At 38.8% G+C, this 15,610-nt stretch carries 13 protein-coding genes; 6 read left to right on the forward strand and 7 right to left on the reverse strand.

Annotated elements, in window-relative coordinates; translation table 11 throughout:
- The first annotated feature begins 54 nt into the window (after positions 1 to 54).
- The gene (locus tag FC748_RS02585) at positions 55 to 756 is read left to right on the forward strand and encodes a response regulator (protein WP_024362996.1); all 702 of its coding nucleotides are present in this window, start codon (positions 55 to 57) and stop codon (positions 754 to 756) included.
- Between the two features lie 131 nt (positions 757 to 887).
- On the opposite strand, the gene FC748_RS02590 is transcribed toward FC748_RS02585, so the two are convergent.
- Together FC748_RS02590 and FC748_RS02595 are read right to left on the reverse strand one after the other, a co-directional pair.
- Positions 888 to 1,856 carry a 4-hydroxy-3-methylbut-2-enyl diphosphate reductase gene (locus FC748_RS02590; protein ID WP_024362995.1) on the reverse strand — a complete coding sequence of 323 codons (969 nt, stop codon included), beginning with the start codon at positions 1,854 to 1,856 and terminating at the stop codon, positions 888 to 890.
- Between the two features lie 69 nt (positions 1,857 to 1,925).
- Positions 1,926 to 2,465, reverse strand: coding sequence for a 4-hydroxy-3-methylbut-2-enyl diphosphate reductase (locus FC748_RS02595; RefSeq protein ID WP_024362994.1), 540 nt, complete (start codon positions 2,463 to 2,465; stop codon positions 1,926 to 1,928).
- Positions 2,466 to 2,857: 392 nt separating this feature from the next.
- Between FC748_RS02595 and FC748_RS02600 the strand changes: the two genes are divergently transcribed.
- Complete coding sequence (locus tag FC748_RS02600; protein WP_108029787.1) at positions 2,858 to 4,546, forward strand: methyl-accepting chemotaxis protein; 1,689 nt, start codon at positions 2,858 to 2,860, stop codon at positions 4,544 to 4,546.
- Between the two features lie 90 nt (positions 4,547 to 4,636).
- Here FC748_RS02600 and FC748_RS02605 read toward each other — a convergent pair whose 3' ends face one another.
- The 5 genes from FC748_RS02605 to FC748_RS02625 all read right to left on the reverse strand — a co-directional run bounded on the left by FC748_RS02605 (position 4,637) and on the right by FC748_RS02625 (position 10,766).
- Entirely contained in the window at positions 4,637 to 4,810 is a 174-nt protein-coding gene (locus FC748_RS02605) for a FeoB-associated Cys-rich membrane protein (protein WP_081769960.1), read from the reverse strand.
- Positions 4,811 to 4,826: 16 nt separating this feature from the next.
- Entirely contained in the window at positions 4,827 to 6,806 is a 1,980-nt protein-coding gene (feoB, locus tag FC748_RS02610) for a ferrous iron transport protein B (RefSeq protein ID WP_024362992.1), read from the reverse strand.
- Positions 6,803 to 7,030 (reverse strand): FeoA family protein, encoded by a 228-nt coding sequence (locus tag FC748_RS02615; protein WP_024362991.1) that lies wholly within the window; start codon positions 7,028 to 7,030, stop codon positions 6,803 to 6,805. The genes feoB and FC748_RS02615 overlap by 4 nt, the downstream gene beginning before the upstream one ends.
- A 330-nt stretch (positions 7,031 to 7,360) precedes the next feature.
- Positions 7,361 to 8,065, reverse strand: coding sequence for a response regulator (locus FC748_RS02620; protein WP_024362990.1), 705 nt, complete (start codon positions 8,063 to 8,065; stop codon positions 7,361 to 7,363).
- Positions 8,058 to 10,766 (reverse strand): ATP-binding protein, encoded by a 2,709-nt coding sequence (locus tag FC748_RS02625; RefSeq protein WP_238600134.1) that lies wholly within the window; start codon positions 10,764 to 10,766, stop codon positions 8,058 to 8,060. The genes FC748_RS02620 and FC748_RS02625 overlap by 8 nt, the downstream gene beginning before the upstream one ends.
- A 265-nt stretch (positions 10,767 to 11,031) precedes the next feature.
- Here FC748_RS02625 and FC748_RS22540 point away from each other — a divergent pair, with 265 nt between their 5' ends.
- Genes FC748_RS22540 through kdpC form a run of 4 tightly spaced genes read left to right on the forward strand, consistent with a single transcriptional unit; the run spans position 11,032 to position 15,563 of the window.
- Positions 11,032 to 11,112, forward strand: coding sequence for a potassium-transporting ATPase subunit F (locus FC748_RS22540; RefSeq protein ID WP_108029786.1), 81 nt, complete (start codon positions 11,032 to 11,034; stop codon positions 11,110 to 11,112).
- 23 nt (positions 11,113 to 11,135) lie between these two features.
- Entirely contained in the window at positions 11,136 to 12,830 is a 1,695-nt protein-coding gene (gene kdpA / locus FC748_RS02635; RefSeq protein WP_024362988.1) for a potassium-transporting ATPase subunit KdpA, read from the forward strand.
- Between the two features lie 15 nt (positions 12,831 to 12,845).
- Positions 12,846 to 14,909: a potassium-transporting ATPase subunit KdpB gene (gene kdpB / locus FC748_RS02640; protein ID WP_108029785.1), complete on the forward strand. Its 2,064-nt coding sequence runs from the start codon at positions 12,846 to 12,848 to the stop codon at positions 14,907 to 14,909.
- Positions 14,910 to 14,921: 12 nt separating this feature from the next.
- The gene (gene kdpC / locus FC748_RS02645) at positions 14,922 to 15,563 is read left to right on the forward strand and encodes a K(+)-transporting ATPase subunit C (RefSeq protein WP_108029784.1); all 642 of its coding nucleotides are present in this window, start codon (positions 14,922 to 14,924) and stop codon (positions 15,561 to 15,563) included.
- The last annotated feature ends 47 nt before the right edge of the window (positions 15,564 to 15,610 follow it).

Raw genomic sequence — 15,610 nt, forward strand, 5'->3', positions numbered from 1 at the left:
ATACAGCGATTTTTTCGCTAATGAGTTGTACTAGAGTATATGGAGGGCTTGACAGTGACACAAATAAACGTGTTATTAATAGAGGACGATCCGATGGTGCGGGAAGTAAACCGTCAATTCATCGAAAAAGTAGCCGGATTTGAGGTAATAGGACAAGCCTCAAACGGCGTAGAGGGCATAGAGCAAATTTGTTCACTACAACCAGACCTTGTATTTATGGATATTTTTATGCCAGAGCAGGATGGCCTAACAAGCTTGCGGAAAATTCGAGAATTGAAAATACCAGTCGACGTTATTACCGTAACAGCAGCCAATGATATGGAAACCGTTAAACAAGTTTTGCACCTTGGTGTCTTCGATTATATCATGAAGCCTTTTTCATTTGAGCGCGTACAAGGAACGCTGGAAAATTACAAGCGCTTTAAGCAACAAATGCAAACAGAAAGAGAATTTACGCAAGGAGAGCTCGATCAATTATTCCATTATCATAATGAGCAAGAAAAACGTGAGCTAGCAAATGAAGAAAAGTCTGAAAAAACGTTGCCGAAAGGCTTTAATCGAGCAACACTTGAAAAAGTGGTTCATTATTTACAATCAGTGGACGGTGCATCAGCAGAAGATGTTGCCAGTGGGGTGGGGATTGCGCGTGTAACAGCAAGACGGTACTTAGATTATTTAGAAAAACAACAGGAAATTACGATGGATGTCCATTACGGTGGCATTGGTCGCCCAATTAATTATTATTTTAGTAAATGACACTAAGGTGTGCTGAGCGGAAATAGCGCCGAAGCGGACAACAACGGCGTAGCAAAAAAGTGTTAGATTGATGACAATCAATCTAACACTTTTTCGTTTTGTTCAAGTACTTTAACATCGCCCTAAGTCAATTAGTAAGGCATAATTTTATCGACAGGTTTAGGCGTTTTAATTTTTGGTAAAATTTTATCAAGTGTCACCGTCCGTTGAATCGTATGCGTTGTTTCGTCTTTTTCATCGAATTGCTCAAGGAAAGTAATAACCTCTTTTACAATAGGGGTTGGAGTTGAGGCACCGGCAGTGACAGCAACAGTATTAATTCCTTTTAACCAATCAATTTTAAGCTCCGAAACGTCTGCAATACGATACGAAGGTGTGCCAGCAATTTCTACTGATACTTGTGTAAGACGGTTTGAGTTATTAGATTTTGGATCACCAACAACAATTAGTAAATCAGCTTCCCCTGCTTGTTTGGCAACTGCTTCTTGACGTACTTGTGTCGCTAAACAAATTTCTTTATGAACTTCGATATGTGGGAACTTTTCTTTTAAACTATCCATTAAATGTGCAACGTCCCATTGACTCATAGTCGTTTGGTTCGTGACGAGCAATTTATCATTCGTTAAGTTTAATGCATCGATATCCGATGAAGATTGTACTAAATGAACATGGTCTGGAGCAACACCAATTGCCCCCTCTGGCTCTGGATGACCTTTCTTACCGATATAAATAATATCATAGCCCTCAGCTGATTTTTCACGAATCAAATCGTGTGTTACTGTTACGTCAGGACATGTAGCATCAATGGATACTAGGCCTTTGCGTTTCGCAATTTCACGAATTTCAGGTGAAACACCATGTGCTGTGAAAATAACAGTGCCTGTTTCAACCTGTTCAATAATTTCTAAGCGATTATCACCATCTAGTGTAATGATACCATCCTCTTCAAAGGCATCTGTAACATGCTTATTGTGCACAATCATCCCTAAAATGTAGATAGGTCTTGGTAATGTTTTATCGAGTGCGGCGTTACGTGCAATGACCATCGCATCAACAACACCGTAGCAATAGCCACGTGGATTAATTTTTAATACTTGCATGGTTGTGACTCCTTTCAAGCTTACCTACCTACATTATAACGGACAGGCACGGCGAATACAAAGAAACCTTCACTCCATAGGTGGCTGGAAAATGCGCGGCTTCGATGGAAGTGGTTGTCGCGGAGTAGTCGACGCACTTTGTTGTGTTGAACGTCTAGTTCTTGTTGAACCTGCGACATTGCTAGCAGCGGCTGCATCAGTTGCTGCCGCTGCCGCACCCGCCGCCGCTCCAGCTGCAGGGAGCCCTGAAAAACCTTTATATAGTTTTAATAGTGAAGGAATGTTTTTTACCATAGGCATTGCTTGTTGTATATAAGGGGTATACGTTTTGGCAGAGTTAAATAAACTATTTGCCTGTTGTAAAAATGAACCGATTTTAGAAGGCTCCTGTACAGGTGGTGTCGGCATTTGCCCTCCGAATGCCCCCCTCATGCCCCCAGACATTGGAAAGCCACCTGGAATTCGTGGTTGAGGAAAGCCTCCAGGCGGGTAAAAGGACTGCGGTGGCATTTGTGGAGGTGTTGGCATCCGCATTTGCATGGGCATTTGCGCAGGCATTTGCATGCCATTTGGATACATAGGGAATTGATAAGGTGGTCTAAATACCATAATGATCTCCTTTCATTGTACGTTTTTCATTGATGACATACCTGATTATAGATATGATATGCAGACGCTGATGTTAGCGTTCGACAACGACTAATAACTAGAAAGTGGAAGAAATCGTAAGGAATCATGAAAGAACAGCTGTAAAAACATCGTTCCATCAACTGCTTTGTAAATAAAATTCTAAAAAAATACACAATATTTTTACTTGAGCAAGCGTATAATAATTTGTTGGTAAGTGCTAACTTAGGCAAAAAGAATGTGTATTATGGATTATATTAGTGGAAAAATGAATAATAGCGATTGGATTGTAAGAAATATGTTACAGTTATGTAAATGTGGTTTGTTATTTTTACAAAACTGTAATAGTCGGGTCCAATTGAGGAGGGTTTTTTGTGACAATTAAATTAAGAAGTGTGTTATCGTTTGGTATTATTATATTGCTTGTTCTAGTAATGGGGATTGTTCAACAACGAAATGCATCTTCGCAGCTAGAGGAAATACAAGTAATAAAGGAAAAGACATTTCAATCTACATTGCTAGCAGATGAAATGAAGTTGTCAGTTGTGCAGGTACAACAGTATTTAACGGATATTAGTGCCACACGTGCCCAAAATAATTTAGATGATGGGTTTGACTTGGCACAAAAATATAGTGAAACTTTTTATCGAGACTTAGAACAATTGAAAAGCCTTCATCCCCAACAGCAAGAAAAATTAGATACGATCAAACGTGCATTTGATGCCTACTATAGCACTGGGCAGAAAATGGCAACTAGTTATATAGAAGGTGGCCATGAGGCTGGTAATCAAATAATGCTTGAATTTGATACAACGTCAATAGAAATTAATGAAAAAGTAGATGTATTCCAACAAGATAGCATTGCCGAAATGCAAAAAAAATTAGACAATGTTGAACATCTTGTCGACCATAATAGAGATGTGTTCTTATGGATATTTGGCATTATTTTAGTCATTTGTTTAGCAGTTGGCGTCTTGTTAGTTCGTTCAATTGTTGTGCCAGTAAATAAATTGGCGGCAGCGGCTGAAGTGATTGCAAAAGGCGATTTATGTCAAAAAGATATAGAAGTTCGAACAAATGATGAAATAAGAAAATTAGCAGATTCATTTAATTTGATGAAATCTAATTTACATTCACTTATTCATAACATGACATTGAATGTGGAACATACCACTTCCGCAGCGGAGCAATTAGCAGCTAGTACGGACGAGATATCACATTCTTCAAACGATATTGCCAATCTTGTCGAACGAATGGCATTTAGTGATAATCAATCTGCTGCAACTGGGCGGGAGAGTTCAATAGCGATGGATGAAACTGCACAAGGTGTTCAACGTATTGCAGAAGCTACACAAATGCTTCATACAAAAGCAATCAGTACACAATCTGCTGCAAACGAAGGCGAACAAACCTTACAAATTGCAGAAAAGCAAATGTCGATTATTCAACAATCATCTCAATCAACAAGTGATCGAATCGATCAGCTAAGTACTCAATCTGCTGAAATTGTCAATATTACAAAAGTGATTTCTGCTATTACGGAACAAACGAATCTGTTGGCACTTAATGCCGCAATCGAAGCAGCCCGTGCAGGAGAACATGGGAAAGGTTTTGCAATTGTTGCAGATGAAGTACGCAAACTAGCAGAGGAATCCAAAGAATCCGCAAAACAAATTGTCGAGCTAGTAACGCTTATTCAACAAGATACGCAAGAAGTGGAAAAGGCGGTAGGGGAAACAGTAGGCAATGTTGAGGAAGGCGTGAAATTTATTCGCAATGCCCAACATTCCTTCGATAATATTTTAAAATCTATTGAAGAGATGACGGACCAAATTGAAGATGTCTCGGCTTCAACCCAACAAATTTCAGCAAGTACAGAAGAAATGGCCGCCTCGGTAAATGAAATGTCTTCTGCTGCTGTCCATGCTGCTGAACAGTCAGATGCCGTTGCAGCGACCATTGAAGAACAAGTGGCAACTATACAGGAGATTAACACGGTTGCTAAATCGTTAAGTGAGGAAGCGTTATCAGTGAAAGAAGTTATCAATAAATTTAATATCTAATACGTTGTCGTTTCATATGCGAAATACAAAAGGCATGACTCCTCTACTTGGGAGCCATGCCTATTTTAATACCTTTGTAAAGTTGCTATGTTAATGTTGATTGGAATCGTTTATTTTAGCCGGAGGTGCGCACGTATTGGTTGTACAACTTTTCTGTAAAGAACAGGCTGCACATTTCCCTTTTTTCTGTTTCTTAATGCTCTTATATAAAGTAACCCCTGCATAGCCAAAAATAATACTGCCAATGACTACATTGATGATTATCGACATCTTCTACACCTCAAATAAATAGATTCCCAATTGCGTAAACAACGAGTGCAATTAAATAGGCAACAACAAACGGATAAATAGTAGCGAATAACGTCCATTTAGTAGATTGTGTTTCTCTTTTAATAGCGCCAACCGTTGCTAAACAAGGCATGTAGAGCAACACAAAAACTAAAAAGGTATAGGCACTTAATGCATTAAAATGGGTTGTCATAGTGGACGATAATACACCTTCATTTACACCATAAATAATTGCCATTGTTGAAACAATTACCTCTTTTGCTAAAAAGCCCGATATAAGGGATGCTCCAGCTTGCCATGTCCCAAATCCAAGCGGTATAAAGAGGACCCCAAAAGCGCCGCCAATCATTGCGAGAAAGCTTTCATCCATCGCTACATTTGTGCCATGTGGTCCTATATAGGATAATAGCCAAATGATAACGGAGCCCGCAAAGATAATTGTCCCAGCTTTGCGAAGAAATCCTTTCCCTTTTTCCCATGTTGAACGCCAAAGGGTTTTAAACTGGGGCATATGATAGGAAGGCAATTCGACAAAGAAAACTGACGTCTCATTTTTTAGGAGTGTCATAGACAATAACTTTGTGACAAGTAATGCTATTACAATTCCTAATAGATATAAAGATAAGACAACCAATGATTGATGTTTTGCAAAGAATGCTGCGCCAAACAAAGCATAAACCGGTAACCGAGCTGAACAACTCATAAAGGGAGCTACAAGAATAGTTAAAAGTCTTTCCTTTGGTTGTTCAATTGTTCTAGCCGCCATAATGCCGGGAACATTGCAACCAAAACTGATAATCATGGGAATAAAAGCTTTCCCGTTCAAGCCAAAGAATTCCATTAGACGGTCCATAACGACTGCAATTCTTGCCATATAGCCCGAATCCTCTAGTAAAGAAATAAAGAAAAACAAGACAAAGATTTGAGGAATAAAAACGATTACCCCTCCAACACCGGCGATAATACCATCACAAATTAAATGAATAATAAAAGAAGATGCGCCGATTGCCGTTAACCCATTATAAACCGTTTCACTAAAAGGTCCACCAACAAAGCGATCCAAAAGATCTGAAAGGGGCCCGCCAATCCAAGCAAACGTTGCTTGAAACATGAAATACATCAACGCTAAGAAGATTGGTACACCTAAAACAGGGTGTGTTAAAACTTTATCTATATGTTCGGTCCATTGTTTTTCACTTTTCTCTTGAATGACCAATTCATTTTTAATGGTTGCGATGTAGCTGTCCCGTTGATTTGTAATGGCGCCACTTAACGACTCACCTATTTCAGTTGCTAGTGCCGTTCGAATCGTTTGTATTTTATGCAAGTAGTCCTCGTTTTGTAAGAAAGCATCGATAGCCTGATTGCCCATTAAAAATTGAATCGCACACCATCTTTTTTGCTCAGCAGCCACATTTTGTAGCAGGTCTTCAATCGTTGCAATGGCTGTTTCGATAGGGGTGTCGTATGTTAACGTAAAATGTTGTTCGAGTTGGGAAGTGCTTTCTAATGCTTGATAAATCCCCTCGATGCCTTTTCCTGTACGAGCGACAATTGGAATTACAGGTACACCTAAAGTACTTTGTAATTTCTCTATGTTAATGGAGATGCCTTTTTTCTTCGCAACGTCCATCATATTTAAGCAAATAATAATAGGCTTTCTTAGTTCTAACAAATCGAGTGTTAGTTGCATATTTCGTTCAAAATTGGATGCATCGATAATATTTAAAAGCCCATCTATTTGTTCTTCTAGTAAAAATGTAGTAACGACGCTTTCATCTCTAGAAATAGGATTAAGTGTATAAACACCAGGCAAATCGATTATTTCTTTATTGAGCTTCTTTACCTGTCCTACCTTTTTTTCAACCGTTACACCACTCCAATTGCCAACATATTCGTATGAATTTGTTAATGTATTAAATAATGATGTTTTTCCAATATTAGGGTTTCCTATTAAAGCTAATCGCCTCATAATTGTTCTACCTTTATGTTCATTAAGTCTTTTTTACGCAGGCCAATTTTCTGACCTTGGCATTCCATAATACAGGCGCCAGAAAACCAACCTTTTTGAACCATACATACTTGGCAGCCCTCTTTTATGCCAAATGCATTTAAACGTTTCATTAAGAGTGCATCGACTTGCTGTAGGTCTTTAACTTTAACTTTTTCACCCAATTGAACCGCATGAAGGTCCATGAAATCTACCTACTTCCTTGTGAGTGATAATCATTGTCAAAATAAATAATATAGTATCACCTTTTATGCAATCTATCAATAAGAGGTTTACAGTAGGAAACAATATGAAAGTCGCTTTAAGCTATAAGTATGGTTGGGGGATAGTCATGCTTCCTTTAAAGCAGGTAGATAGTAAAAAGGAGACAATCCAATAGGGGAAGTTGTCTGTCGCCAATGAAGAGGTGTCATGTCATGTAACTGGCACCTTATTCAAAGGCATAACGGACTTTTCCCCAATAGGAGTGTGGTTACTAGAGGTAAATGCGCTTGCTAACTTGCCCTATCGGTTTTTTAGTCATCATCATGATAACGAAGCATGCGATAGCCAACACGAACGTGTGTCTGAATGTACTTTGGTTGGGATGGATTATCTTCTATTTTTTTGCGCAGGGTTGCCATAAAAACTCGAAGACTAGGGACGTCCGATTGTAGTACATTTTGCCAAATTTCCTTCAATAAGAAGTTATGTGTCAACACTTTGCCTACATGCTTGGATAGCACGACTAATAGTTTATATTCGATGGGGGTTAAATGTACTTCCACACCGTTGACAAACACTGTGTTAGCCAAGTAATCAATTTCTAAATGACCATTGACAAACACGGCTGATTCATTTTCTATTTGATGTTCGCTGACCGTTCTTCTTAAAGCTACTCGAATGCGTGCAAGTAGCTCTTCGACACTAAAAGGTTTTGTAACATAATCATCTGCCCCTGCATCAAGCGCATTAATTTTATCAAGCTCTGCACCGCGTGCACTAACAACGATAATCGGCGTTTGTGTCCAACTGCGGATTTTGTGAATAAAGTCTAGGCCATCCATATCAGGCAATCCTAAGTCAAGGATAATTACATTCGGTTTGAACGTTATGGCTTTTTGTAAAGCACTTGAACCATCTTGCATAATATCGAATTCATAATTTTGGGTAGTTAAGGTCATTTTAATTAAATTGCCAATTGCTATGTCGTCTTCAACGACTAAAATCCGTTTATTCATCGATACTGACAACTCCTTTTTTTAAAGTAAAACGAAAGATGGTTCCGTGCGGGTAGTTATCTTCAACTACTAATTTACTATCGTGTAAAGTTAAAATCGTCTGACACAATGCTAATCCTAACCCTAAGCCTCTTCGGCTATCACTGCGCTGCACTTTCCCAGTGATAAATGGTTCAAACAGCTTTTCTTTTAATGAATCGTCAATACCTGGTCCATTATCAGCTATACTAAAATGTACATATTCGCCTTCCTCTTTTGCGATAAAAGAGATGTCACTACCAGCAGGTGTATACGTTAGGGCATTATTAATAATATTAATAAGCACTTGAATAATCAGACGTGCATCCATCAAAGCCATGACTAATTCGGGCTCTACATGATAAGAAATATGATGCGTATTGTTGCGTGGAATTACATGTAGCAACGCCTCTTGAATAATATCCTCCACTAGCTCCAACTGCATCTCGAGGGCAAATTGTCCATCCTCTAACATCGAAACGGCTAGTAAGTTTTCGACCATTTGCACAAGCCATCTTGAATTTTTATAGATATCTTCATATAACCGAGTTTTTTCTGTATCTGGAATTTGAACTGTATTCGTTAACAATATATCCGCATTCCCAGAAATCGTAGTCAGTGGTGTCCGTAAATCATGCGAGATAGCACGCAAAAGATTCGCTCTCATTTGTTCAAGTTCAGCTTCTCTTGCAACTTTTTCATTTAAGTTTTGCAAATACCATTTATCTAACGCAAACGAAAAATCATTCATAATGGCATTTAAAATATGGCGTTCAAATGCAGGTAATGGGGTTTGCTTTGAAAGCGCAATGCCAACGACACCCTTTACACTGCCACTTGAAAGAACGGGCAAATAATAGCCGTTTACTTCTGGGAAAATGTCAGTTGACACGCCAGCAAAGTGGTTATTGTTGATGACCCAATGAACGACGCCTAGTTCATTTGTATTTTTAAATAGGGTAGCTACTTTCGTATTTTCAGTATTTGATAGAGTTGGTGTTGGAAAAAAAACAGATTTAGCAATCATGTTATTTTCTATTTCAAAAAATTGGACAGGTTTCTCTACTAATTTAACAATTTGAGACATGCCTTCTGTAATGATATCTTCAATGGACTTAGCGTGTTGTAATTTGCGATTCGTTTCAAGCAACACTTCCATTCGATAGGATTTTCGGACGGCTACGATGGCCTGCTCTTTTATCTTTTTCGTTAAGCTACTTGTAATAATGCCAGAGAAAAACATAATCATAAATGTCATCGGATAGTCTCGATGATATGCTTCCAGTGAAAATCGTGGCTCTGTAAATAAAAAGTTGAATAATAGTACAGCTACAGCCGAGCTAATAATAGTCATGAGCCATCCAGATGACCAAATCGCAAGAATTAACACACTAAGAATATAAATTGTAATAATATTCGATTCGCTGACGCCCATTGTGAAGAAAAATAAGGCTAAACATGACGCCAAGCTAAACACGACGGACATCTTCAACAAATCTAACCATTCAAAAGTTAGTCGATTGCGAAGATCTGGAAAATAAAATTGTTCGTTTTCTTGGTCTGGCACGATATGAATAGCGAGATTTGGTACATAATCATTGAGTCGATCGATGATTTTTGCATTGGGCTGCCACCATTTCTTTTTCATCACCGTCCTGCCGAGTACCAGTTTTGTGACGCCACTCATTTGAGCATAATTAGCAAGCGCTGCTGCGACATCATTCTCCTGCACGATTACGACATGTCCGCCAAGTTGTTCGGTCAATTTAATATGCTGTTGTAACCGCTCGGAATTCGCGTCGTTATCGTCACCTTCTTTCACCTTTTGTACATAAAGCGCCGTGAATTTACCATGTAAGGCTTGAGCAAGTCTGGCAGCAGTGCGAATGACTTTTGCGTTGGTTGGGGAGCTACTAATACCAACTAAAATATGCTCTTCAATTTGTGTCGTTTGCCTAATCGATTCGCTGTCATTTATTTGTTTGTAATTAATCGTATCTGCCGTTCTACGCAGGGCAATTTCCCGCAGTGCTACTAAATTTTGTTTGCGAAAAAAAGATGCTAACGCTTTTTCAGCTTGTTGTTTGGAATATATTTTTCCTTCTATTAAGCGTTGAATTAACTCATCAGGTTCGATATCTACAATTTTTATAAGCGCGGCTTGATCGATTAAATAATCTGGAATACGTTCGCGCACTTTTACCCCAGTAATTTCTTCTACAACATCATGAAGACTTTCAATATGTTGAATATTAACGGTTGTATAGACATGAATGCCTTTTGCTAGTAATTCTTCCACGTCTCCAAAACGTTTTGTATGTCGCATAACCGGAACGTTGCTATGAGCCAACTCATCGATAAGGACAATTTCCGGTTTACGCTCCAATACCGCATCAATATCCAATTCTTGAAAAGTTCTCCCTTTATAATGGATTGTTCTAGTAGGTATTTGTTCAAGCCCATCAAGTAATGCTAATGTTTCTGGTCGAGGATGTGGCTCTATATAGCCAATTACTACATCTTTTCCAAGTTTTTTTGCTAAATGTGCGGCATCTAGCATAGCATACGTTTTTCCGACGCCGGCTGCATACCCAATAAATATCTTCAATCTACCGACAGTTGTTTGTTCCTGATGAAACCTTGTTAAAAGCTCTTCGGGAGTGGGGCGCATTTTTTCCATCATCCTTCACCTCATTTGTATTATAGCGTTATCTGCCATTAAGAAAGTGTAAAGATTTAACACCTTTATTGTTTCTTAATACAAAGAAGCGATTTCCTAACACTACATTAATTTGAAAGTCAGTATGATAAAAACATCAAATAGAGAGAAGGGTGATGCAATTGATGGATTTATATATGGTTGGCTTATTACTCATTAGTTTTGCCAGTCTATATGCGTTAACGACTTGGTGCTACAAGCTAGTCGAAGAGTAAGGGGAGGAATTGCTATGTGGATTGTTATTGGAATAATACTTATATTGCTTTTTGGATATTTAGGGCATGCCCTATTATATCCGGAAAAATATTAATAGGTATTTAGGAGGAATAGAGTATGTGGCAAATAGCCATTGTTTGTATTATTTATTTACCGCTTGTTATCCTGACCGGCCATTATCTTTTTCGTGTGACAATGCATAAAAAAACATGGCTCGATCCATTAATGGATAAAGTGGATCATGTGATTTATAAGGTATGCGGCATTAAACAAGTGGATATGACAGGCAAGCAATATGTATTGTCATTAATTATTTCAAATGCTTTTATGGTTTTTATCGGATACATTCTTTTACGCATTCAATCTTTTTTGCTGTTAAATCCAAATGATATAGAAAATATGGAGGCATCACTTTCTTTTAATACCATCATTTCGTTTATGACCAACACCAATCTACAACATTATAGTGGTGAATCTGGTTTAAGTTATTTGTCACAAATGCTCGTTATTATTTTTATGATGTTTACATCTGCAGCGACTGGCTACGCTGCTTGTATGGCGTTCTGTAGACGATTAGTTGCAAAAAGTGATACATTAGGCAATTTCTTTGTAGATTTTGTGCGTGTGATTACACGTGTATTAATGCCTATTTCCATCGTAGTTGCCATTATTTTAGTATCGCAAGGAGCACCTCAAACATTCAGTGCCAATCAAACTGTTCAAACAATCGAAGGAAAAATGCAAGATATCGCATTGGGACCAGTTGCCTCACTTGAATCTATTAAACATGTAGGTACAAATGGAGGTGGGTTTAATGGTGCTAATTCCACAACGCCTTTTGAAAACCCTACGGTTATATCTAATATCGTAGAAATGCTATCTATGATGTTGCTACCAGGTGCTTGTGTTGTTGCCTTTAGTCTAATGGTTGCTTATAGAAAGAAAAAAACAATATTCGGCAAGCAAGGGCTAGCGATCTTTGCTGCAATGGGTATGCTATTTCTTATAGGGTTAGTGACAGTGTATATTGCTGAGCGTGCGGGTAATCCCCTTATTAGTAACCTGGGAATTACTCAGGAGCTTGGTAGTATGGAAGGAAAAGAAATGCGCTTTGGGGTAGCCCAATCTGCCCTTTTCACTACAGTCACAACTGCCTTTACTACGGGCTCGGTCAATAACATGCACGATACATTAACCCCAATTGGTGGAATGGTGCCGATGTTTAATATGATGTTAAATGTTGTATTTGGGGGCAAGGGTGTTGGGCTGATGAATATGATGATGTATGTCTTACTAACGATTTTCATCGCATGTTTAATGATTGGTCGTACGCCACAGTTTTTAGGAAAGAAAATTGAGGAAAAGGAAATGAAGTTAATAGCACTTTGTATTTTAATTCATCCTGCAATTATCCTACTGTTTTCTGCGCTTGCTGTTGCCACAACATCTGGGGTAGCTGGTATTACAAATCCAGGGGCACACGGTTTATCGCAAGTACTATATGAGTTTGCTTCAGCATCTGCCAACAATGGCTCTGGCTTTGAAGGATTAGCTGATAACTCAACGTTTTGGAATGTGACGACAGGGTTAGCTATGTTTTTTGGTCGCTATTTAACCATTATCCTTCAATTAGCAATTGCTTCACTACTTGCTAAAAAAATGTGGCACAGCGATTCAGTTGGAACATTGAAAACAGATACCTCAATGTTTACATTTTTGCTTGTTGCCATTGTACTGATGATTGGTGCGCTAACATTTTTACCCGCATTAGCACTTGGACCAATTACGGAGCATTTACAAATACATTCCTAATGAGGAGAGAATCAAATGGAAACTGTAAGAAAAGGTTTTATCACGAGCGATTTAGTAAAGAGCTCATTGATAGGCGCATTAAAGAAATTTAATCCAGTTACGATGATAAAAAATCCCGTCATGTTTGTCGTAGAAATCGGTTTTATTTTTGTTCTGTTGTTATCGTTTTTTCCTAATCTACTTGGCGGCGCGGAAGGAGAGCATGCTCAGCTCTATAATACCATTGTCGCTATCATTCTCTTTGTTACGATTTTATTTGCTAACTTTGCAGAATCCATCGCTGAAGGGCGGGGAAAAGCACAAGTACAAACGTTAAAAAATACAAAGACAGATACACAAGCACGCGTCCTTTTAGCGGATGGTACAGAAGTGATGAAACAGGCACATGAGCTGAAAAAAGGGGATATTGTTTTAGTGCAAGCAGGGGAAGTGATTCCAAATGATGGCGAGGTCATTGAAGGGATTGCCACAGTCGATGAATCAGCCATTACTGGTGAGTCTGCACCAGTTGTAAAAGAACGCAGTGGAGATTTTTCATCTGTTACTGGTGGTACGACTGTCACAAGTGATTGGCTAATGATTGAAATTACTTCACTGCCAGGAGAGTCATTTTTAGATAAAATGATTGCCCTCATTGAAGGAGCAAGTCGGAAAAAAACACCTAATGAAATAGCGTTAAATACATTGTTAGTTAGCTTGACAATCATCTTTTTATTAGTGGTCGTGACATTATATCCAATGACTACTTATTTAAATGTACACATTTCCATTGCAACGTTAATTGCACTGACAGTTTGCTTAATACCAACGACCATCGGCGGTTTACTTTCTGCTATTGGTATTGCTGGTATGGACCGAGTGACGCAGTTTAATGTCATTGCAATGTCTGGTAGAGCTGTGGAAGCTTGCGGAGACGTAGATACACTTATATTAGATAAAACAGGCACAATAACGTACGGTAATCGCATGGCAACTGAGTTTTTACCAGTCAAAGGAGTTGACCAACAAACTTTGATGCAAGCTGCATGGCTTAGTTCGCTGACAGATGATACACCAGAAGGGAAATCTATCTTATCATTGGCATGTGATTTAGGGGTAACTACAACGGATGAACAACAACTGATTCAATATAGTGAGCATATTCCCTTTACTGCACAGACAAGGATGAGTGGATTGAACTTGCAGGATGGGACGATCATTCGAAAAGGGGCTTATGATACGATTAAACAAGATAGTCTTGCAGCAGGACAACATATTCCTACAAATTTGGAACAGTTAGTGCATCAAGTATCTGCTGTTGGGGGCACACCACTTGTTGTGTCGTTGAATCATAATATCTTGGGTGTCATCCATCTGAAAGATGTTGTAAAATCCGGTTTGAAAGAACGCTTTGAACAGTTGCGAGCAATGGGCATAAAAACAATTATGTGCACAGGGGATAATCCACTAACAGCAGCCGCTATTGCTAAAGAATCCGGCGTTGACAGTTTTATTGCTGAAAGTAAGCCAGAGGATAAAATAAAGGTGATTAAAGATGAGCAGGCACTTGGAAAAGTTGTGGCGATGACTGGGGACGGTACCAATGACGCACCAGCTTTAGCACAGGCGAATGTCGGTCTTGCTATGAATTCAGGAACGAATGCAGCAAAAGAAGCTGCCAACATGGTTGATTTAGATTCAAATCCAACTAAAATAATTGAAGTTGTAGAGATTGGAAAGCAATTATTAATGACGCGTGGTGCACTTACAACATTCAGTATTGCAAACGATGTGGCAAAATATTTCGCTATTATACCTGCTATGTTAATGGTTGCAGTACCTGAAATGAATGCGCTCAACATTATGCAACTTCATTCGCCGACAAGTGCCATCATTTCTGCTTTAATTTTCAATGCGGTGATTATTCCGATGTTAATTCCCATTGCGATAAAAGGCGTAAAGTATAAGCCGATGAGTGCTACAAAATTATTACAGAAAAACTTATTTGTTTATGGACTAGGTGGTATCCTTGCGCCGTTTATCGGTATAAAGGTGATCGATTTACTAACAGGGCCACTGTTATCCATGCTTGGTCTATAGGAGGAAAATAATATGAATAGATTTTGGGACAATGTCAAGCAAGCAATAATGGTTTCTTTCATCATGTTTGTAGTCTGTGGTTTAATTTACCCTGTGACGGTAACGGGTATCGCACAAGGGCTATTTAAGCATCAGGCGAATGGTAGTATTGTGGAAGTTGACGGAAAAGCTGTTGGTTCGGAAAAGCTTGGGCAAGCCTTTACATCAGCAGCGTTTTTTAAGGGCCGTGTTTCATCCATTAACTATAATGTTTATACACAAGAAGATATTGTACCAGATAACAATGGTGAGATAGCTTATGGTGGCGTGAGCTCTGGAACGTTCAATTATGCTCCGTCCAATCCAGAATTAACAAAACGTATAGAGGGAGATATTCAAGCGTTTTTACAGGAAAACCCGACTATAAAAAGACAAGACATTCCTGCTGATCTTATGACGGCCTCCGGATCGGGTTTAGACCCACATATTAGTGTGCAAGCAGCGCGCATTCAAATCGATCGAATTGTCAATGCAAGCGGGCTGTCAGAGAAGGAAATCGAAAAAATTGTGGAGGCTAATACAGAAGGGCGGGCGCTCGGTCTATTTGGGGAAGAGAAAGTGAACTTCTTAATGGCGAATTTAGCTATCTTTAAACAAATGAAGGACAATGAATAAGTAGTGTAAAGTATAACTTCAATAAGGCAGATAGAGAGAATGGTATA

Origin of the sequence: Lysinibacillus sphaericus (assembly GCF_005217585.1) — a bacterium.
Taxonomy (GTDB): Bacteria; Bacillota; Bacilli; order Bacillales_A; family Planococcaceae; genus Lysinibacillus; species Lysinibacillus sphaericus.

Excerpts from the sequence above, each read along its gene's own strand:
- FC748_RS02590 (WP_024362995.1), bottom strand. The coding sequence starts at position 1,856 with ATGCAAGTATTAAAAATTAATCCACGTGGCTATTGCTACGGTGTTGTT.
- FC748_RS02595 (WP_024362994.1), bottom strand. The coding sequence starts at position 2,465 with ATGGTATTTAGACCACCTTATCAATTCCCTATGTATCCAAATGGCATG.
- feoB (WP_024362992.1), bottom strand. The coding sequence starts at position 6,806 with ATGAGGCGATTAGCTTTAATAGGAAACCCTAATATTGGAAAAACATCA.
- FC748_RS02615 (WP_024362991.1), bottom strand. The coding sequence starts at position 7,030 with ATGGACCTTCATGCGGTTCAATTGGGTGAAAAAGTTAAAGTTAAAGAC.
- FC748_RS02620 (WP_024362990.1), bottom strand. The coding sequence starts at position 8,065 with ATGAATAAACGGATTTTAGTCGTTGAAGACGACATAGCAATTGGCAAT.
- FC748_RS02625 (WP_238600134.1), bottom strand. The coding sequence starts at position 10,766 with ATGATGGAAAAAATGCGCCCCACTCCCGAAGAGCTTTTAACAAGGTTT.
- FC748_RS22540 (WP_108029786.1), top strand. The coding sequence starts at position 11,032 with ATGTGGATTGTTATTGGAATAATACTTATATTGCTTTTTGGATATTTA.
- kdpA (WP_024362988.1), top strand. The coding sequence starts at position 11,136 with ATGTGGCAAATAGCCATTGTTTGTATTATTTATTTACCGCTTGTTATC.
- kdpB (WP_108029785.1), top strand. The coding sequence starts at position 12,846 with ATGGAAACTGTAAGAAAAGGTTTTATCACGAGCGATTTAGTAAAGAGC.
- kdpC (WP_108029784.1), top strand. The coding sequence starts at position 14,922 with ATGAATAGATTTTGGGACAATGTCAAGCAAGCAATAATGGTTTCTTTC.